General features: G+C 45.7%; 16 protein-coding genes. 7 read left to right on the forward strand and 9 right to left on the reverse strand.

Annotated features, from left to right (window positions below):
* Positions 1-12 precede the first annotated feature (12 nt).
* The 3 genes from VCHENC03_RS20080 (at position 13) to VCHENC03_RS20070 (ending at position 2,959) form a co-directional block, all read left to right on the forward strand.
* On the forward strand, positions 13-891 hold the full coding sequence (locus tag VCHENC03_RS20080) for an NAD(P)-dependent oxidoreductase (RefSeq protein WP_005438999.1): 879 nt from the start codon (positions 13-15) through the stop codon (positions 889-891).
* Positions 892-1,134: 243 nt separating this feature from the next.
* Positions 1,135-1,881 (forward strand): metalloregulator ArsR/SmtB family transcription factor, encoded by a 747-nt coding sequence (locus VCHENC03_RS20075; protein WP_009704956.1) that lies wholly within the window; start codon positions 1,135-1,137, stop codon positions 1,879-1,881.
* An 832-nt stretch (positions 1,882-2,713) separates the two neighbouring features.
* The gene (locus tag VCHENC03_RS20070; RefSeq protein WP_005439002.1) at positions 2,714-2,959 is read left to right on the forward strand and encodes a hypothetical protein; all 246 of its coding nucleotides are present in this window, start codon (positions 2,714-2,716) and stop codon (positions 2,957-2,959) included.
* A gap of 37 nt (positions 2,960-2,996) precedes the next feature.
* Here VCHENC03_RS20070 and VCHENC03_RS20065 read toward each other — a convergent pair whose 3' ends face one another.
* The 3 genes from VCHENC03_RS20065 to napG all read right to left on the reverse strand — a co-directional run bounded on the left by VCHENC03_RS20065 (position 2,997) and on the right by napG (position 5,077).
* Positions 2,997-3,248, reverse strand: a complete 252-nt coding sequence (locus tag VCHENC03_RS20065) for a hypothetical protein (RefSeq protein ID WP_009704957.1) — start codon at positions 3,246-3,248, stop codon at positions 2,997-2,999.
* A gap of 204 nt (positions 3,249-3,452) precedes the next feature.
* On the reverse strand, positions 3,453-4,307 hold the full coding sequence (gene napH, locus VCHENC03_RS20060) for a quinol dehydrogenase ferredoxin subunit NapH (protein ID WP_005439006.1): 855 nt from the start codon (positions 4,305-4,307) through the stop codon (positions 3,453-3,455).
* Positions 4,307-5,077, reverse strand: a complete 771-nt coding sequence (gene napG / locus VCHENC03_RS20055; protein WP_005439014.1) for a ferredoxin-type protein NapG — start codon at positions 5,075-5,077, stop codon at positions 4,307-4,309. Before napG ends, napH begins: the two co-directional genes overlap by 1 nt.
* A 405-nt stretch (positions 5,078-5,482) precedes the next feature.
* Here napG and VCHENC03_RS20050 point away from each other — a divergent pair, with 405 nt between their 5' ends.
* On the forward strand, positions 5,483-5,983 hold the full coding sequence (locus tag VCHENC03_RS20050; protein ID WP_009704958.1) for a GNAT family N-acetyltransferase: 501 nt from the start codon (positions 5,483-5,485) through the stop codon (positions 5,981-5,983).
* A 64-nt stretch (positions 5,984-6,047) separates the two neighbouring features.
* On the opposite strand, the gene VCHENC03_RS20045 is transcribed toward VCHENC03_RS20050, so the two are convergent.
* Positions 6,048-7,028: a phosphotransferase gene (locus VCHENC03_RS20045; RefSeq protein ID WP_009704959.1), complete on the reverse strand. Its 981-nt coding sequence runs from the start codon at positions 7,026-7,028 to the stop codon at positions 6,048-6,050.
* Positions 7,028-7,303 (reverse strand): GNAT family N-acetyltransferase, encoded by a 276-nt coding sequence (locus VCHENC03_RS20040; RefSeq protein WP_005439019.1) that lies wholly within the window; start codon positions 7,301-7,303, stop codon positions 7,028-7,030. The genes VCHENC03_RS20045 and VCHENC03_RS20040 overlap by 1 nt, the downstream gene beginning before the upstream one ends.
* Before the next feature lie 152 nt (positions 7,304-7,455).
* Here VCHENC03_RS20040 and VCHENC03_RS20035 point away from each other — a divergent pair, with 152 nt between their 5' ends.
* Positions 7,456-8,193: a flagellar brake protein gene (locus tag VCHENC03_RS20035; protein ID WP_370736490.1), complete on the forward strand. Its 738-nt coding sequence runs from the start codon at positions 7,456-7,458 to the stop codon at positions 8,191-8,193.
* A 163-nt stretch (positions 8,194-8,356) separates the two neighbouring features.
* Here VCHENC03_RS20035 and VCHENC03_RS20030 read toward each other — a convergent pair whose 3' ends face one another.
* The 3 genes from VCHENC03_RS20030 to VCHENC03_RS20020 all read right to left on the reverse strand — a co-directional run bounded on the left by VCHENC03_RS20030 (position 8,357) and on the right by VCHENC03_RS20020 (position 13,929).
* Complete coding sequence (locus VCHENC03_RS20030; RefSeq protein WP_005439023.1) at positions 8,357-9,304, reverse strand: porin; 948 nt, start codon at positions 9,302-9,304, stop codon at positions 8,357-8,359.
* Positions 9,305-9,712: 408 nt separating this feature from the next.
* Positions 9,713-11,341 carry a methyl-accepting chemotaxis protein gene (locus VCHENC03_RS20025; protein ID WP_005439025.1) on the reverse strand — a complete coding sequence of 543 codons (1,629 nt, stop codon included), beginning with the start codon at positions 11,339-11,341 and terminating at the stop codon, positions 9,713-9,715.
* 227 nt (positions 11,342-11,568) lie between these two features.
* Positions 11,569-13,929 (reverse strand): Lon protease family protein, encoded by a 2,361-nt coding sequence (locus VCHENC03_RS20020; RefSeq protein WP_009704962.1) that lies wholly within the window; start codon positions 13,927-13,929, stop codon positions 11,569-11,571.
* A gap of 197 nt (positions 13,930-14,126) precedes the next feature.
* Between VCHENC03_RS20020 and VCHENC03_RS20015 the strand changes: the two genes are divergently transcribed.
* On the forward strand, positions 14,127-14,624 hold the full coding sequence (locus VCHENC03_RS20015) for a hypothetical protein (protein ID WP_005439030.1): 498 nt from the start codon (positions 14,127-14,129) through the stop codon (positions 14,622-14,624).
* Positions 14,625-14,698: 74 nt separating this feature from the next.
* Positions 14,699-16,330, forward strand: a complete 1,632-nt coding sequence (locus tag VCHENC03_RS20010; RefSeq protein WP_009704963.1) for an ABC transporter ATP-binding protein — start codon at positions 14,699-14,701, stop codon at positions 16,328-16,330.
* Between the two features lie 221 nt (positions 16,331-16,551).
* Here the strand turns inward: VCHENC03_RS20010 and VCHENC03_RS20005 are convergent, their stop codons facing one another.
* The gene (locus tag VCHENC03_RS20005) at positions 16,552-18,591 is read right to left on the reverse strand and encodes a prolyl oligopeptidase family serine peptidase (RefSeq protein WP_009704964.1); all 2,040 of its coding nucleotides are present in this window, start codon (positions 18,589-18,591) and stop codon (positions 16,552-16,554) included.
* Between the last annotated feature and the right edge of the window lie 127 nt (positions 18,592-18,718).

Raw genomic sequence — 18,718 nt, forward strand, 5'->3', positions numbered from 1 at the left:
TAGGAGTTAGATATGACAAAACCTGTGATTGGTTTCATTGGACTAGGTCTAATGGGCGGCAACATGGTTGAGAACCTACAAAACCGTGGTTACGAACTAAACGTAATGGACCTGAACAAAGAAGCGGTTGCAGCGTGTGTTGCTCGTGGTGCTAAAGAAGCAAGCTCTGCAAAAGAACTGGCTGCAGCAAGTGACATCGTGATGCTTTGTCTAACCACTTCAGAAGTTGTAGAAAAATTGGTTTACGCAGAAGACGGTATCCTAGCAGGCATCAAAGAAGGTGCAGTGCTGATCGACTTCGGTACTTCTATCCCAGCTTCTACTCGTAAGATTGGCGCAGATCTAGCGGCAAAAGGCGCAGGCATGATTGACGCACCTCTTGGCCGTACTCCTGCTCACGCGAAAGAAGGCCTACTAAACATCATGGCTGCTGGTGACATGGATACATTCAACAAAGTGAAGCCAGTACTTGATGAGCAAGGCGAGAACGTATTCCACCTAGGCGCACTAGGTTCTGGTCACGTGACGAAACTTGTAAACAACTTCATGGGTATGACAACAGTAGCAACCATGTCTCAAGCGTTTGCAGTTGCAAAACTTGCTGGTGTTGATGGCCAACAACTGTTCGACATCATGTCTGCAGGCCCATCAAACTCACCATTTATGCAGTTCTGTAAGAACTACGCTGTAGATGGTAATCCAAACCTAGGTTTCTCTATTGCAAACGCAAACAAAGACCTTGGTTACTTCCTAGAGATGGTAAAAGACCTAGGTACTGAGTCTCTTATCGCTGAAGGTACTTCTGCAAACCTACAATCAGCGCTAAACGCTGGTCTAGGTCAATCTGACGTACCAGTAATCTTCGACTACTTCACTAAGCTAGAGAAGTAATTCGGATTGAGCCTTACTGCGCAAACGTCGCAGTAAGGCTACTTTACTCTTCCCGCTATAACTTTGTATTCCGCACTTTTCTATTCTCCACTTTTTCATCACGATTCTTCGTATCTAGCACGTCTAAACGGTTAATATAGAACCTGATGCACGTTCGGGTGCTTCTTGTTCACCCCATGCAGCGTTATACTGTCTTCTATCAATGGTCACAGTGGCATACGCCTCCGCATTTTTTAGTTTGATATGATGAAAAAACAAGTCCTATTTCTTTGCACTGGTAACTCCGCTCGCTCGCAACTTGCCGAAGCGATCTTTAACCACATGGCAGGAGACCGTTTTCATGCTGACAGCGCAGGCGTTCACCCAAGTGAAGTCGACCAACGGGTGTTTGAAGTTTTAGATGCACAGAACATCACAAGTGAAGGACTTCGCTCTAAAGATTATGCGGAAGTTGAAAGCAAGCACTACGACTTTGTCATCACCTTATGTGACAACGCAAAAGATGAATGTGTTATTTTCGAGCAAGATGTCGATCAGCTGCATTGGAATCTTGTTGATCCCAAACCACTGGAAGGCGTTAAGCCATTTAAAAATACCGCCAAAGAACTGATTGAGCGCATTAGCCTATTTTTGCTTCTCAATAGCGAAGAGAACAACACGCATGTTGATCCGAGCAGCTTCTTTAAACTGATGAGCGATCCGCTACGCTTGAAAATATTAATGCTTTTGGAAGACGAACAAGATTTGACGGTCACGGATCTTAAAAACGCGTTAAATGAAAGCCAGCCGAAAGTCTCTCGCCACTTAGCATTATTGCGCGATACCACGTTCTTAAAAGACACACGCCAAGGGCTTTGGATTCATTACCGTTTATCGCCATCTTTGCCAATGTGGATCAAGCATTTACTGCAAACGGTTCGCGTTGGTAACCCTGGTATCATTAACGTTGAGAAATCGCGCTTAAAAGCCGCGCAACAGAACGAGCAATAAGAGCTTCACTCCCACCACACCGCTACATTTAATCCAGAGACACTGCTGAGTATTTTTATTTGAAGCAGTGTCACCTTGTCATCGTTTCGTCAATTCTATTGCTTGGTAATTACCCAAGTTCAACAAAAATTTAAACCATTGATATATAAAAACAATAAAGCACAATCTTTCCGCTTTTGGGTATACCCCATACCTCTTCGTTTTAGATGAGCAAACTAACCATTTTTCTGTTGGGCATCGACCAAAATCGCTTTATTTAAGATGCCTTTTTGAACACACCGGCAAACGATATTGTAGGTTTCTTGCTACTACGGTCCCGACTCCAGCTGTAGCAGTTTGTGACTCCACATAAGCCTTGCCCACCTACCACTCCATAGGTGGGCTTTTTTTCAAAAAATGCTGTGTGTAGGCATTCCAGACCGAGATGTTTTAAAGGTGATAACTTCGGCCAGTATTCATTGAGATATCATCTGAACATCAGCCAAACAACTGGCTCAATCAATATTTCATCTTTGATAATCGGGAATACCCATGCGAAACGCTAAAATCGCGAAGACCGTTTTGTGGGTTGTGGTCAGCAGTTCGATACTTTGGCGGCAGCTAGTCAGCATGGACTACTTGCTCCATTAGACAAGCAGACCGCACACCTAGTGATAATGAGGTGAAGCCTCATCGAAAGCCCTTTTCTCACGGAAGAGAGAGGGCTTTCAACTTTCTATACCGACCTAAACGGCTATAGTCATCTGGATGATGAACAATCTTGGGAATGCCTAAATCCTTTTTAGTACCGATGCTAAATTAAGCACCGAATTGAGAGATTAGGATTCATGAGATGAAATACGCATTTTCAGTGATGTTATTGTCACTGCTTCCTGTGGTCGCAAACGCTGGCCCTATCGACCCGAAATGTAGCCCTAAGAAGCTGGCTAACGGTGTAACGAAGGTTGTAGGTAACCGTTGTACGCTTGATGAGACGATCGCGGATACTACGAAAGAAGCGCTAGGCGTCGACCATCGCGTTAACCCTAAGAAGCGACTAGAAAGAAAAGGCCTTATCAAAGACGAAAAGTCGGACTAAGCGCCCACCTTCCATTCCTTCCTAAAATGGCCAGTGTTTATCGACACTGGCCATTTGGTTTTAGCTCAACCGAAGCCCCCTCGCCTTTAATCGTCGTAGGCCCAATATCAAAGCGGCATGCTTCACCACTAAGGTAAACGGTATTCAATAGATTGTGCTCTTGATAAGTGACTCTGACTTGAGACTCCATAGGAGCAACAACGATGATGTCAACTTCACGTCCAGTGGGTTGAGCTTGGTTAACACAACCAGCGCTAAGTAAAACAAGAGGAACTAAGAGGCTTTTCATAACAATAGAGTTTTTCATTCACGTCATAACAGTCAAAAAAAACCACCCAGATACAAGGGTGGTTAATAAAAAGGAATACGCTATTTCTATAACAGTGATGAATCTTAATTAAGCTCAATAATATTTTGATGGCATCGAAAAATTAAGCAAAACTAGACTGCCTACCAGCTAAACTCGCTCTTTGTTCTCTTACTCTTTGTTTTGTTATTCAATGTTCTTCACATTCAGTCGATTCTGGAACTCAAACACCTTTTCAGGACACACATCTAAACAACGCCCACAACTCATACAGGTTTGATCCATCACGCGACGGTCGCCTTCTTTTAACGGTTGACGCAAAATCTCCGGCTCGGGGCAAACATAAAAACAATCCATGCACTTAGTACAGTCTTCTCGGCGCACGGCGGTGACTCGCATTAAACTCTTGCTACCAATCACACTGTACGTTGCTCCCAGTGGACACAAGTGACCACACCAGCCGTGCTCAACTAGCAATAAATCCAGCACAAACACCAATAAGATCAAAACCCAGCCAGCGCCCATGCCAAATACCAAACCACGATGCAGCGCCGCAACAGGGTCAAGCCAAGTCCAGAGCACTGACCCCGAAATCGCGCTGCCAAGCATCAATGCGGGGATTAACCAGTAGCGAATATTTGGCGACCAACGATAACTCGCTTTGAGATTGAGTTTTCTGCGCAGCCACGCAGCAAAATCCGTCACGATATTGAGTGGGCATACCCAAGCACAAAAAGCGCGAGGAGCTAGAATCGCGTAAAACACCAACACAATCGCTACGCCTAGGAAAGCGTTAAACTCTGGAATATGACCTGTGGCGAGAGACTGTAATACAATCAAAGGATCGCTCAGTGGCACCGTATTAAGCAGCATACTGGAAGATAAATTGCCTTGCAGAATGCCCCATGTTGGCCCTGCCATAAACAGAACAATGATGGTCAGTTGGCATAGTCGACGTAGAATGAGAAAACGATGCGCACGCCACCATCCCAGTTTTTCGATGGCTTCTTTGCCAGCATCTTGCGCTAAGTTCTTGGCCATTATTGACCTCCTTTGAGCGACTCAAGCGCACCACTTGGTACTGGATTATCTGCTGGTAAGACATTTTCAAGCGGCTTGTCGATTTCTTGCCAGCCAAAGTTGTAGTGACTACCAACCTTACCTTTGGCGAGATCGGTCGGCACCACTTTGATCGCTGCCACATCAAGCACGCAAGCTTGTTCGCATTTACCACAGCCCGTACACACATCAGAATTGACGGTTGGGATCAGTTTCGCGTGATAGCCCGTTCTGTCATTGCGAATATTTTCCAATGTGATCGCTTCGTCGATCAGTGGGCACACGCGGTAACAAACATCACAACGTAAACCTTGCCAGTTGAGGCAGGTTTCGTGGTCGATAAGCACAGCCGTTCCCATTCTCGCATCGTCTATATCGGTGAGATCATGATCTAACGCACCGCTAGGACAAGCCACGACACAAGGAATGTCTTCACACATTTCGCAAGGAATATCGCGCGCAGTGAAGTACGGTGAACCTGTGGCAACTGGGGATAGCAGACTCGCAAGCTTCAAAGTGTCATAAGGGCACGCCTGAACACACAGCCCACAACGAATACAGGCAGACTCAAAATCACCTTCTGGCAACGCGCCAGGCGGACGAATAGGCACACCTTTAGTTTCGCGTGCTTGGCTCTGCAAAGACTGCAATCCAAGAACACACGCTGCCGCACCCACACCAGCGGCGGTACGGGCAGTGTCACGCAAGAATCGACGTCGACTTTGCGAGACTTTTGACTGAGAGGATTTCATTATTATTTTCCTCAAACACGCTCTAATTGCTCTTAAATAAGTTAAGCATAAATAGCGCTAAAAAGGCGTGCTCCCCATACCCCATAAGAGGTAACTCCAACCTGTCTTGATTAAAATCAACTCGTTGCAGATACCAACTTCACACTTTGATAAAAATGGCTTTATTTTAGTCAATACAACTTCACCATTATTCTCCATAAAGGTGAAGTTTCTTAGTACAAAAATTCAACGGAAAATCAGTCTCACTGGTATTTTCAATGATAATTCACTATAAAAAGTGAAAGTTAGAGGTTCGTAACATACTAATTTAAAAGCCATTTGAACGGTAAAAGTAAAAAAAGGCTATTCAAAGCAACGTTCTCTGGTTAGATTGAAGTTAATTCCAACAAACCACAGGAGAGAAGCATGGAAATTATCGTTCGTCCAACCACTGTTGAAGACGCCGCTGCGCTAGTCGAAATTTATTCGCAACCAAAAGCACAACGTGAAACCCTGCAACTCCCTAAGCCATCTCTCAAGATGTGGGTTGAGCGACTATCGAACATGCCAGCTGGTGTGTATAGCTATGTTGCAGAAATCGATGGCAAAGTAGTGGGAAACATTGGATTTCATCATTCACAGCGCCCGAGAACTTCGCACACCGCCTCGTTTGGCATTGGTGTTCATGACAAGTTTCACGGCTTAGGCGTTGGAAGTGCGTTGATTAGTACGGTGACAGAACTGGCCGATAACTGGTTAAATGTGAGACGTATCCATATCGAAGTGAATGCGGATAACGACGCTGCAATAGGCTTGTACAAGAAGCACGGCTTTGAGATTGAAGGTGAGTTTGTTGATGCCTCTTTCCGAGACGGTGAGTTTATCAACACCTATAGCATGGCTCGCATTCGAAAACCGAAAAGCTAACAGTTATCCTCCATGATAAAACTCCCGCTTTTTCACTATGAAATCCAGCGGGAGTTTTTATTTACTACTTCAAGTCCAAATAGTCTAACGCTCGTTTCGTTAACGATACGGTATAGGGGTTAATCTTCCAGTGACTAGGACTCCAGCCTTTCACAAAGCGCTGAAAATCCGCCCAAGCAACGGCGAACAATGGTCGCCATTCTTGCTCAACCACAGAAGCATCAAGCTCAGGCTGATAATGTTTAAGTGCACTATCTAGGGCGTCAAAGTAGGTATTCAGCACCCAAGATTCCATCTCTGCACACTGATTCGGTTCAACAGCACTGCTCATGAACAGCGCCACGTCTTTCATCGCGCAGCCATGACCTACATACTGAAAATCTACTGCAGCAACAGCTGAGCCTTCATCATCAAAGCAAAAATTGGCCAGCTTGGCATCACCATGAACCAGTGTTTGAAAGCGCGCCTGACGCAAAGTGCAGTCAATCATCTCCGCATGTTGCTTGAGCCTGTCATCTTGCAGTGCGGCCAATTCATCAGGTCTTGTGGCCAAATGCCAATAGGTACCTGTTGGCCATAAAGTGTCGTCACTAACACCAATATAGCGCGCGTGGAAGTTTGCCAACCAAACCAAGCAGGCTTTCAAGTGCGCTTTACTCGCCTCTTTAATCACGTTTGGATAACCGGTTTGAGCGAGATCTTCCATTACAATCAGCCATTCATTTTCGTTCTGAAAACATTTGAGCCCTTGCGGGATTCGGCAACGTTCGTCGGCTTGTTGGCTAAAGTGCTGATACCAACTCACTTCAACCTGATAAGAATGCAGCTTACGTTGATGGGAGCGATCGGTGTTCCAACCACGAGGATGTTCCGATGGTTTAGGAAGTTGAACGTGTTTAACGATGATCGAGCGGTATGGAAAAGTCAGCCGAACTAACTCACCATAACCACCCCATAAGGATTGAATCACATCGATGCGTTCAAGCGAACCGAGTTTGAGCTCGTCACCGATGTTTTGATAAAGCGGATTGTTCATTGGCTCCATTATGCGAGTAAATGCGCCCATTCAGGGTGTGTTGCCATGTATTTAATCACGTAAGGGCAAACGGGTACAACGCGATAGCCTTGTGCTTCAATTTCTGGCAGTACGGCTTCCATCATCACTTTGCCATAGCCTTTACCGCGCACTTCCTCAGGTATCAGCGTGGATGTTATGTGCATCTCTTGTCCATCAAGCTTATAAACCACTTTTGCTTTGTGGTCTTGCTCTAAATCGACCCAAAAAATTTGGCTTGTTGTGTCTTGTGTCACTTTCTGCATTATCCGTGCCCCACTTTTCACTCGTGCTTTATTGAAACCAGCTATGTGACTGCATAGAATGATATCCACGCAATAGTCTAGTCATTTAGTACTACCATAACATAGCGCAAAACCGTCTTCTCACATTAGGTACGACAATAATAATGAGAAATATGATGACGAGTGCAAGGGACAATCGTTCGTCTCTTACAAATAAAAAAGCACCAGAACGTCAGGCAAGCACATTAAACAGCACCGATGCAATGGCAATGGTGGAACATGGAAGTGAAGTGACACTTAACGTCACCACGCCGGTAGGCACCAAGTTCATCACCACCAGCACATTTATGGGCTGTCATTCCAACAATACCGCGCTGATTGAACTCCCAAATATCTCCGACGAGGATTTGAAGTTTTACTTTCAGGAAGGCTTCTGGATTAACGTAAAAGCCTATTCCCATCGTGGTGAAGGCGCCGTAATCCCTTTTCGAGCCCAGCTTCAGCACCGTTTGGGCGACCCATATCCATTATTGGTACTGAGTCTGCCTAACACCATGCAGGTTTATCAGCTGCGAAAAGAAGTGCGATACGAAGTGAATCTGCGTAGCCGCCTTCAGTTCGAGCAATACCGAGCAGAATGTGAAATACGAGACCTTTCCAAGAGTGGCTGTCGATTTGTTACCTCACCTATGAGTAGAACGCTCCAAGTCGGTGATCTTGTCACTCTCGACATAACGATGCCGGGTAACGGACGCATGTTAGCGCCACTAAAAGGGCGAATCTGTAACTTACAGAAATCGACACACTACGCGCGATACGGGGTCGAGTTTGATGATTTCGGGAAAGCAAATGCCAAAAACCTTTTAAGTCACCTCAAATTTGATGGCACCAAGCTAACGCTGAAAGGATAAACCAGCCCATATCCAACGTATGAAGCACTGCGTTCAAGTAGCCTAATTAGTTCAAATAACCCTAAGGCGTTCAAATAACCCTAAAATGAAGAAAACCCCTTACCACGCGGTAAGGGGTTTTGTTTTACTAAGAAAAAGGCGGGATCTTAGAAAACAATTTGACTTAGAAGTCGTAACGTAGACCTAGTGCTAGTTCGTCTTGCTCGTCAGAACCTTCGTTGTCCATTAGGTCGAAGTTGTATGACGCGTAGCCACGGAAGTTAGGCTTGAAGTAGTAAGTTACGTCAACAGCTAGGTTTTCTACAGTATCTGTGTCTTCTACGTCACCTTTGTTGTAAGTAGAAGTGAACACGGTTTGACCCATAGTGTATGCAGCTGCTAGTTCGTAACCTTTGTAATCGTCAGAATCTTGCTCGATACCTGTGTAGTTACCAGCAACGTAGAAGTTACCTACAGTGTAAGAAGCCGCTAGCATGTATTGATCAACATCATCCTGGTTAGCAAAGCCAGCACCTAGCTCAAGGCCAGTGTCAGCGAATGCGTAAATACCAGATAGAGAGAAGCCATCTTGCTCGTTGTCGTCAAAGCCGTTTGCATCTGTTGTGCGATCAGCAAAACGGTAGCTTGCACGAAGCGCTAGTTGCTCGAATTGGCCTGAGTAAGAAACCATGTTGTCTGTGCGGTCAGCAACTGGCAGTTTTAGTGCTGCAGTGTTGCCGTGGTAAGCCATGATATCAGTGAAGTCAGTGATAACGCCTAGTGCACCGTCGTTTTTACCGTAAGTGATTTCACCGTATTTACCGCCAAGACCTGCGTACGCGTAACGAGTCTCTAGATCGCTGTTGTTATCAACTGCGCCGTTTTCGAATGTTTCAAACTCACCTTCCCAGAAACCAACACCGTATAGGCTATCGCTGATTTCCTGCTTACCTAGGAAGTTAAGACGGATACGTGAACGGTCTTCTGCTTTGCCGTCGATCATAGATAGACGAGCTTCAGCGCGGCCGCCCATTTCTAGTGATGTACCGTCTTGGTTGTACAATTCTGAAGCGACAACTTGAGATCCAGATGCCATTAGCGCCACTGCTACAGCTAAAGTTTTCAATTTCATTTATAGTTTTCCATATCTTTGTTTTGTCATCATTTTCTCACCAGAAAACAGGACTTTTCTGTACCAACGAGAAAACGGGCGGCATCGTAGCAGCTGCTATTTTTAACGCAACAAGTTGAATACACAGCCTTAATTGAGCAAAACACCACTGGAGATGACGATATGAATACCTCCAAACCCTCAAGTTATCGGTTCGGTGAATAAAAGCGTGCGCGTCAAAAAAATTTTGACGCTAAAAAGTGAGACTCAACATTTATAAATGTGACATAAATCACTTTTTATTTTGGGTAACTGACTGTTTTAATTACTGTTAATTAAATCATTACTCGATTTTTGATAAAAAAATCCCCAAGCCGAAGCTCAGGGATTCTTTTCAATCAGTCGATGTTTGTCGCTCGCTGCTTTTGACTAAAGCTTGAAGAAACTCAACTGCTCTTTTTGTTTTTCAGCAAGGTGAGAAAGCTCTGTACTTGCGCTCGCGCTTTGGCTGATGCCAGCTACGTTTTGGTTTACCAGTTCAGACATGTTTACCACGTTGCGGTTGATGTCTTGTGTTACTTGAGACTGCTCTTCCGCTGCCGTCGCCACTTGCGTGTTTGAATCGTTGATGTTCGCTACCGACTCGGTAATACCAATCAGGGCATCGTTCGCTTGTTGAGTGAGCTCGTTGTTGCGGTTAAGCATCTCTAGGCTCACCTGCATGCTGTCGTTTGCAAGACCAGACTGCGCTTGAAGCTCCTCAATGATAGAAGAGATTTCTTGCGTCGAGTCTTGAGTGCGCGCTGCTAGCATACGAACTTCATCTGCTACAACAGCAAAACCACGACCAGATTCACCAGCACGAGCTGCTTCAATCGCCGCGTTCAGTGCTAGAAGGTTAGTTTGCTCAGATACGCCACGAATCACTTCAATAACGTCGTTGATTTGAACCGATTGTTCTTTCAGACGAAGAACCACTTGCGCCGCATCGTTAAGCGCTTGAGACATTTGCTCGCTTGCTTGTGCACTCTCTTGGAAGATCGCTAGGCCAGATTGCGCTAGGCCATCGGCTTCACGTGCTGTTGCGTCTGCTGATGTCGCGTTGTCGCTTACGTTGTTTGCTGTGCTTGCTAGCTCGTTAACCGCCGATGCCACTTGCTCGATTTCAGCCAATTCTTGTTGTGCATTCGCTTCAGCTTGTGTCATTACCGCTGCAAGTTCTGTTGAAGCAGAAGCCACTTCTTCACTGATGCGCATCAGTTGGTCAACCGTATCGTGAAGCTGTTTCGCTGTTTGGTTTACGTCTTTGCTCAGCTGTGAAATTTCGTTGTCGCCATCAATGTCTGCACGTACCGACAGGTCACCACCTGCTAGCTTGCGCATCACTTCTTGAAGTTTTTGGATTGGCGTAACAATCATGCCAGATAGGAACCAAGCACCTAGCAAAGAGAAGGCAAATACCGCAATCACTGACATCATGGCATTGTTTTGTACACGAGTATGTTCACGTGCGCTTGCTGCGGTTGCTTCCGTCGCAATCTCATTCACACGTTGTGATAGTGAGTTGATGGTTGCAACCATTTCGTTACCAACACGGCGGTAACCTGAGATAAAGTTTGTGTATTCGCTATCAGAAACTAAGCCACGGTCGTGACGGTTAAAGAATTCTACCGCACGTGTTGAGTAATCAATGTAAGCATCAATACTTTGACGTACTTTCTGCGCTTCTTTGCTGAACGTACCACGAGCATCGACAAGATCGAGATCAGCATCAATTGCTTTTGCACCCGCTTTTAGGTCAGCAAGGAAAGCATCACGACGAGACGCATCGTAGATCGCGTAAACCGCGCTAATGCGCAATGGGTAAACTTGGTCGTCGATTTTAGCCAATGTGTCTTTGTAGAACACAAGAGAATCGGAGTTAGAAGCAACCAATTCTTGCTCTGCTTCTAGGTTGTTTTGAGTGATCCACAATGTGATGAACAGAGTGATCGCAGTGAATAGAACTGGAACCAAAACTTGCGTTCGTACTGACAAGTTTTTCAGGGATAGCTGCATGAGTAACCTCAGGTATTTGAGTGTTGGCTTCCTTGCGATGGGATTATTCCCGGACGAATAGACAAGGGGGCAAATACTAGAGATAGATCACACTTTTGTCCAGAGCAAAAAGCCATCAATTTCATGGCTTTAGCGACAATATCCCGACAACTGCGTCGGGATATTGTCATTATGACAAGTTATGAAGATTTATACGCTTTTCTATCAACTTTTATGTCAATAAGTGCTTATTTTCTCAGCGCATTTAGCTTAGCTTGTGCCAAGCCAAAAATGGTGTCGATAGGGTAAGTTCCCTCATCGGTCGCTTCACCAGCATCTTTGCCGGTAAACAGCTCTACCGCTTCGGTTACGTGGTCGATAGCCCAGATATGGAAATCTCCCTTCTCTACCGCTTTGACAATGTCAGGGCGAAGCATCAGGTTATGTACGTTTGAACGCGGGATGATCACCCCTTGTCCAGCATGACGACCTTTGATTTCACACACATCGTAGAAGCCTTCGATCTTCTCGTTTACACCACCAATAGGCTGCGCTTCACCGAATTGGTTCATCGAACCGGTAATCGCAATATCCTGACGGTTTGGCTGTTTCGAGAACGCCGACACAACTGCACAGAACTCAGCCATACTTGCACTGTCACCATCTACACCACCGTACGATTGCTCAAAGGTAATCGTGGTTGTGAGTGGCACACGTGCTGTCTTACCAAACACAGACGACAAGTAAGCAGACAGAATCATCACACCTTTCGAGTGAATACTACCGCCAAGATCAACACTTCTCTCGATATCAATCACTTCACCATCACCGTAACACGTGGTTGCCGTAATGCGGTTCGGCGCGCCAAACATGTGATCACTGGTGCTCAATACCGACAGTGCGTTGACCTGACCAACCGCAGAACCTTCGGTACGAATCAAGGTCGTTCCATTAACGAAGGTTTCCATCACGCTATCTTGCAAACGGCTGACTCGCATTTCTTGATTGCTCAAAGCCTCTTCCACGTGTCCGATACGGATCATGTTGGAATTCGCCTGACGAGCCACGTAGTTAGACTCACGCAATAGGTTAGCGATATTGGCAGAATGCAACGAAAGCTTGGTTTGGTCTCCAGACAAACGCGAACTGTATTCGATGATGCGTGCGATGGCTTTCTTATCGCAGTGCAGCATGTTGTTGTCGTTCACCACACTAGAAATAAAACGTGCGTATTGCAGTTCTGAATCCGGTGTACGCTTCATTTCGTCTTCGAAATCCGCCGTCACACGGAATAGTTCACCAAACTCTGGATCGTAGTGTTGCAGCAGTTGGTAAGTGCGGTAATCACCGAACAAGATGATTTTGATGTCCAATGGAATCGGTTCAGGATCAAGAGAAACCGCGCCAGTCAATGTCACTTCTTTTTCTAAAGAGGTAAAACTCAGCTGACGAGAACGTAATGCACGCTTCAATCCATCCCACACATAAGGTTGCTCAAGCACCTTTTGTGCATCCATCAATAGCACACCGCCGTTCGCTTTATGCAAGCTACCCGCTCGAATCAAAGAGAAATCAGTAAACACTGTGCCTTTGAACGTCGCCGTTTCAATTGAACCAAATAGCGAGTGGTAGTTCGGATTCTCTTCCACCACGATTGGGAACTCGCAATCTTTACGACTAACCAGTACGTTGACTTTGTAACGACGTGGAAGCTTCTTATCTAAGGAAGCGGTAGCAATCTCACCTTGTTCACCACTCTGCTCTAAGAAGATGTCGGCGTTTTCGACAATATCTTTTTGCAGATCAGTTAGGTAGGTTTTGATTTCCGGATACTCAGCGTAATCCACTTTCAACTGCTTGATGAAGTGAGTAATCACATCCAGCGTTACGTCGTCATTAAGCTTTTTGATCTTCTCGCTAAATGAGTCTTCCCACTCAGTGAGCTCGCGAACCATATTACGCAAGCTGACTTCTAGCTCATCGATACTGCTGCCAAAGTATTCTTGCTCTTTCTTGCTGAGCGCTTCGAAAGACTCTTCGGTATGCAGCTCTTCACCGTCCATCGCAACAAACTGATAATCACCTTGCGCCGTGATCGTTAGGCTAATGCCTTTCTCTTTTGCTTCCTTACTGATGCTGTCCAACTCGTGTTGCTGTTTATTCGCAAGTTGGTTTTTTAAGCGATCAGCTCGGCTGTAGTACATCTCATTGTCGAACGCGAGAGGTAAAGCATTGAGCAATTTACCCATCAGCTTTTCGATGTCTACTTTGAGCTTGCTACCAATTCCGCACGGGAGCTTTAGGACTTTTGGTATACGCGTGTCTTCAAAGTTCGCGACATAACACCAATCAAACAGTGCTGCAGCATCGTGTTGATGGCGGTTTAAATAGCGCAAAATCATGGTACGCTTGCCTAGGCCGTTCTGACCAATGGCGTAGATGTTGTACCCTTTCTCCTTGATTGACATGGCGAACTCGACCGCTTTCTGTGCGCGCTCTTGCCCTACAATTTCGTCAATCGGAGGTAATTCCTTGGTCGACTTACATGGCATATTCTCTAGATCAGCTACAGAATACAGCTGTTTAGGTTCCAATCTTTGTACTGCCATACTCGCCTCCTTTTCTTATTGTCGTTACCTCAGTGTAGAGATTATTTGTTTAAATTTAAGTGATTTATCTTCCACCCCGGTTCGTTTGGACATTTTACGAACAGCTGTACGCCTTTTAAAATGATAAAAGGTCGCACTTGCAATTGATAATTAATTTCATTTAATATCTGTTCAAATCGAATTTTGTGGAGATGAAGATGAATATTGAGCAATGCTGGATGCGCTATTTAAAAGCAGAGCAGCTGATGGAACAAGGCCATTGGCCAGAAGCTCATCGCTTGTACGAAGACGTGCTCAGCCACCTGCCAAACCACATTCACTCCGCACTTGAAAACGAACAAACCAAGCCGTGTCAGTTTGTGTGTTTAATCAGTGGGTTGCGTGATGCGAGCGTTGCGCAATCAGAAATTCTCAACAAACTCGGTATGCAGCAAGAAGCGTTCGCGGCGCTTAACCAGTCTTACGCTCTGTTCCAGTTCTTACAGCTCGAAAGCCACGATTTAATCGGCCGCGTTAGCCAAATGCTAAGCAAACAGAGTGAAGATTTATTGGCACACATGGCGGCGTTTTGCTCTGCTCAGCGTAACGCTCAGTGGATGATAGAGCTCGATCACGTCACCCGTGCTCATGAACAGTTCTTGTATCTACAAGCCATGAGTTCTGCAGAAGCGGGCGCGTCTCAACTCTACAATTAGCCCTCTTCATCAGAGTTGCCACGGTAAGGCACAACAAATAACAGTAATAACAACTCGATACACAAGGAAACGTGATGTCCACACAAACCATTCTTTCGGTGAACAACCTGTCTGTCAGCTTTACGACAAACGATGGTATCGTCGATGCAGTAAAGAAGGTTAGCTTTGATCTTAAAGCTGGTGAAACGCTGTCTATCGTAGGCGAATCTGGCTCTGGTAAATCTGTCTCAACCAATGCGTTGATGAGATTGCTGCCAGATAATGCCATCTTGCACGCCGACTCCTCTATTGTCTTTGAAGGCGAATCAATCCTAGAGAAAACCGAACGCCAAATGCAAAGCATCCGTGGCGATCGCATTGGTATGATTTTCCAAGAACCAATGACTTCTCTTAACCCATACATGCGCGTTGGTATTCAAGTGGCGGAGGCCATTATGTGCCATCGTCCAGTGAGTAAGAAACAAGCCAAAGACAAGGTGCTTGAGCTGTTTGACTTAGTTCACTTACCAAATCCTCAACAAGCTTACACAAAGTATCCGCACGAATTCTCCGGTGGTCAGTTGCAGCGCATCATGATTGCCATGGCTTTGATCAACGAGCCAGACATTCTGATTGCCGACGAGCCAACCACGGCGCTTGACGTTACCGTTCAGGCAGAAGTGCTTTATCTGATCAAAGAGATCCAAGCCAAGATGGGCATGGCGATCTTGTTCATCACTCACGACTTAGGTGTAGTGAAACACTTTGCTGACCGAGTATTGGTGATGTGTAAAGGTGAAGTCGTCGAAGAAGGCATCACAGAAGCACTCTTCTCCGAACCGCAGCATGATTACACCAAGATGCTAATTAACTCGATTCCCAAAGGCAGCAAAGACCCGATTGAAGAAAACGCCGCTGAACTTCTTAAAGCCGATGATATCCGCGTTAAGTTTCTTGTTAAGCCGCACTTCATCGCCAGCAAGAACGAGTATTTTGAGGCAGTTAAAGGCATTTCACTAGAGTTAAAGCAAGGCGAAACGCTTGGTATTGTTGGTGAATCAGGTTCCGGTAAATCAACACTAGGACGAGCTTTGATTGGTTTGCTGCCATCAAGCGGCAAGATTCAATTCAAAGGACAAGACCTTTCCCTACTCTCTACCAAACAGCGTTTTGAGTTAAAGAAAGATGTCCAGATGGTGTTCCAAGACCCTTATGGCTCACTTTCTCCTCGCATGACGGTCGGTGACATCATCACTGAAGGTCTCACAGTGCATCAACCTCAAATGAGCAAAGCAGAACGAATGCAAAAGGCACGTGATGTTCTGCGAGAGGTGCGCTTAGACCCTGCATCCATTAACCGTTACCCGCACGAGTTTTCTGGTGGTCAGCGTCAACGTATCGCTATTGCGCGTGCGTTAATTCTTGAACCTTCTTTCATTTTGCTTGATGAGCCAACCTCTGCTCTCGACCGCTCTGTTCAGTTGACCGTCATTGATCTCCTGAAAGATTTGCAGAAGAAACACAACATCGGCTTCTTGTTTATCAGTCACGACCTCTCCGTAGTCAAAGCGCTGTCGGACCGTGTTCTGGTGATGCAAAAGGGTGAAGTCATGGAGCAAGGAACGGCAGAAGAAATCTTCCATAATCCGAAAAGCGATTACACAAGAAAACTGATTGATGCCTCATTTGACCTTGAAAACAATGAAAATCAAGATGATGCAGCCTAGATTCATCACAGTTTCATATTCTTAAACTAGGATTAAAGTATGGTGAATTTTTCGCCATAACTACGAAAAATGGTATAGCTGCCATTCGGTTTGGCCGCCGAGACTGGTTGGTTCAAAGTTAGGCTTAGTCACCCTAACTAACACATTGAGTTCCCCCAACCATGAAAAATGCCGCGATGGATGTCGCGGCATTTTTTATTATGTAGATCCTGCGCTTCGTATTAAATATCGAGCGTTTCGATACCCATGTTATGTAATGCAAACGCGTAAACGTCGGTAGTCAGGTCGATTTGTTTGCTGAGCGGCATTCCCGCGCCATGGCCAGCATTCACATCGATACGAATCAGCACCGGATTGTCTCCTTGATGCTTCTCTTGCAACTCTGCAATGAACTTATATGAGTGCGCAGGGACAACACGGTCGTCGTGGTCTGCGGTCGTGACAAGCGTAGCTGGGTACGAGACACCCTCTTTGACGTTGTGCACAGGTGAATACCCAAGTAGATATTGGAACATCGCCTCGGTTTGCTCTGAAGTGCCGTAGTCGTACTTCCAACCCTCACCAGAGGTAAAGGTGTGGTAACGAAGCATGTCTAATACGCCAACTGCAGGAATCGCCACTTTAAACAGCTCTGGACGCTGAGTCATACACGCACCAACCAACAAGCCGCCATTTGAGCCACCACGAATCGCCAATCGCTTCGAGCTGGTGTAGTCGTGCTCAATCAAGTATTCCGCCGCGGCAATAAAGTCATCAAACACGTTTTGCTTTTGTTGCTGAGTACCTGCATTGTGCCAAGCTTTACCATATTCGCCGCCGCCACGCATGTTTGCCACCGCGTAGATACCACCAAGTTCTAACCAGTTCGCGACATTTCCTGAGAACATCGGCGTCAAACTAATGTTAAAACCACCATAACCATACAGCATGGTTGGCGCCGTACCATCTAACTTAGTGCCTTTCTTATACGAGATGATCATCGGCACTTTTGTTCCGTCTTTTGAGGTGTAGAACACTTGTTGAGACTCGTATTCTTGACGGTCGAACGGGGCTTTCGATTCTTGGTAGAGTGCAGACTCACCGCTTTCTACATCAAAAGAGAAGATGGTTGGAGGGGTCACGTAGTTAGTAAAGGTGTAGTAAAGCGTCTTATCTTCTGCTTTGCCCTGTAAGCCATATACGGTGCCTTGATCAGGCAGAGTAACCTCACGCACTAACTCGCCTTGGTAAGTAAACTGCTGAACCTTAGAGAGAACATCAACCATGTAAGTCGCAAACAAGTAGCCACCACCTTTGCTTATATCCAGTGGTTGTTCCTGCTCGGCAATGATCTCTGTCCATTGCTGGGTTTGAGTGTTGTAGCCAACCACTTTGCCGTTAGGCGCATCTAGGTTGGTATAGAAGATTAAGGTGTCATCTTGGTTATCAATCAGATGTGTATCACCATCGGTTGTATCTCGAAGCGTGATAACTTCTTGCTCTTCTGAAACTAAATCGACATAGAACAGCCTGTTACCCGATGTCGACTCTGCGCCGGTAATGATAAGGAAGCGATCGTCTTTGGTTGTCACTCCCCCTACATAACGGTGCTTCTGCGCGTCCAACGCACCAAAGACGACTTTGTCTTGAGATTGTGGTGTGCCTAGCTCATGGTAGTAAAGCTTGTGCTGCTCAGTGCGCGCCGAAAGCTCACTGCCCTTAGGTTTGTCATAACTCGCGTAATAAAAGCCCTTGCTACCAAGCCAAGAAATTGTGGTGAACTTAGCGTCGACAATTTCAGGCTCAAGCTGTTCTTTGGTTTCTACATTAATGACGAAGATCTTACGCCAGTCGCTGCCACCCTCAGAGATAGAATACGCGACAAGAGAATCGTCTTTTGAGAACTTCACTTCACCAAGCGATGTTGTTCCTTCTTCTGAAAAGGTATTCGGGTCTAGGAAGATTTCCGCTTCTTCATCCCCTTTACGACGGTATAAAACGCTCTGGTTCTGCAAGCCATCGTTTTTGTAGAAGTAAGTGTATTCACCGTGAACAAAGGGTTGAGAGTACTTTTCGTAGTTCTGACTGCTCGCCACTAAGTCGCGGATTTGTTGGCGGAAAGGAATCTGACCTAGATAATCAAAGGTCACTGAGTTTTGTCCTGAAACCCACTCTGCGGTTTCTTGGCTGAGATCGTCCTCTAGCCAGCGGTATGGGTCTGCGATGTCGTGACCAAAATAAGTGTCGACGACGGAATCTTTACGAGTTTTTGGGTAATGCATAACGTCCGTGTTACTCCGTTTGAAGTTAAGTGTTTTGTTTTATTGTTTTGTTGAGATTTATTCTCAATACCTACCTTAAGGTTCAAACACCGAATTTCAACCAATAGATTGAAACATTTCTTATATT

It is taken from the genome of Vibrio sp. HENC-03 (assembly GCF_000305755.2).
Lineage (GTDB): Bacteria > Pseudomonadota > Gammaproteobacteria > Enterobacterales > Vibrionaceae > Vibrio > Vibrio owensii.

Excerpts from the sequence above, each read along its gene's own strand:
- VCHENC03_RS20040 (WP_005439019.1), bottom strand. The coding sequence starts at position 7,303 with ATGCAGAAAGTGACACAAGACACAACAAGCCAAATTTTTTGGGTCGAT.
- VCHENC03_RS20045 (WP_009704959.1), bottom strand. The coding sequence starts at position 7,028 with ATGGAGCCAATGAACAATCCGCTTTATCAAAACATCGGTGACGAGCTC.
- VCHENC03_RS20030 (WP_005439023.1), bottom strand. The coding sequence starts at position 9,304 with ATGAAATTGAAAACTTTAGCTGTAGCAGTGGCGCTAATGGCATCTGGA.
- VCHENC03_RS20025 (WP_005439025.1), bottom strand. The coding sequence starts at position 11,341 with ATGCAGCTATCCCTGAAAAACTTGTCAGTACGAACGCAAGTTTTGGTT.
- VCHENC03_RS20050 (WP_009704958.1), top strand. The coding sequence starts at position 5,483 with ATGGAAATTATCGTTCGTCCAACCACTGTTGAAGACGCCGCTGCGCTA.
- VCHENC03_RS20020 (WP_009704962.1), bottom strand. The coding sequence starts at position 13,929 with ATGGCAGTACAAAGATTGGAACCTAAACAGCTGTATTCTGTAGCTGAT.
- VCHENC03_RS20035 (WP_370736490.1), top strand. The coding sequence starts at position 7,456 with ATGATGACGAGTGCAAGGGACAATCGTTCGTCTCTTACAAATAAAAAA.
- VCHENC03_RS20080 (WP_005438999.1), top strand. The coding sequence starts at position 13 with ATGACAAAACCTGTGATTGGTTTCATTGGACTAGGTCTAATGGGCGGC.
- napG (WP_005439014.1), bottom strand. The coding sequence starts at position 5,077 with ATGAAATCCTCTCAGTCAAAAGTCTCGCAAAGTCGACGTCGATTCTTG.
- napH (WP_005439006.1), bottom strand. The coding sequence starts at position 4,307 with ATGGCCAAGAACTTAGCGCAAGATGCTGGCAAAGAAGCCATCGAAAAA.
- VCHENC03_RS20015 (WP_005439030.1), top strand. The coding sequence starts at position 14,127 with ATGAATATTGAGCAATGCTGGATGCGCTATTTAAAAGCAGAGCAGCTG.
- VCHENC03_RS20070 (WP_005439002.1), top strand. The coding sequence starts at position 2,714 with ATGAAATACGCATTTTCAGTGATGTTATTGTCACTGCTTCCTGTGGTC.
- VCHENC03_RS20075 (WP_009704956.1), top strand. The coding sequence starts at position 1,135 with ATGATGAAAAAACAAGTCCTATTTCTTTGCACTGGTAACTCCGCTCGC.
- VCHENC03_RS20010 (WP_009704963.1), top strand. The coding sequence starts at position 14,699 with ATGTCCACACAAACCATTCTTTCGGTGAACAACCTGTCTGTCAGCTTT.
- VCHENC03_RS20065 (WP_009704957.1), bottom strand. The coding sequence starts at position 3,248 with ATGAAAAGCCTCTTAGTTCCTCTTGTTTTACTTAGCGCTGGTTGTGTT.
- VCHENC03_RS20005 (WP_009704964.1), bottom strand. The coding sequence starts at position 18,591 with ATGCATTACCCAAAAACTCGTAAAGATTCCGTCGTCGACACTTATTTT.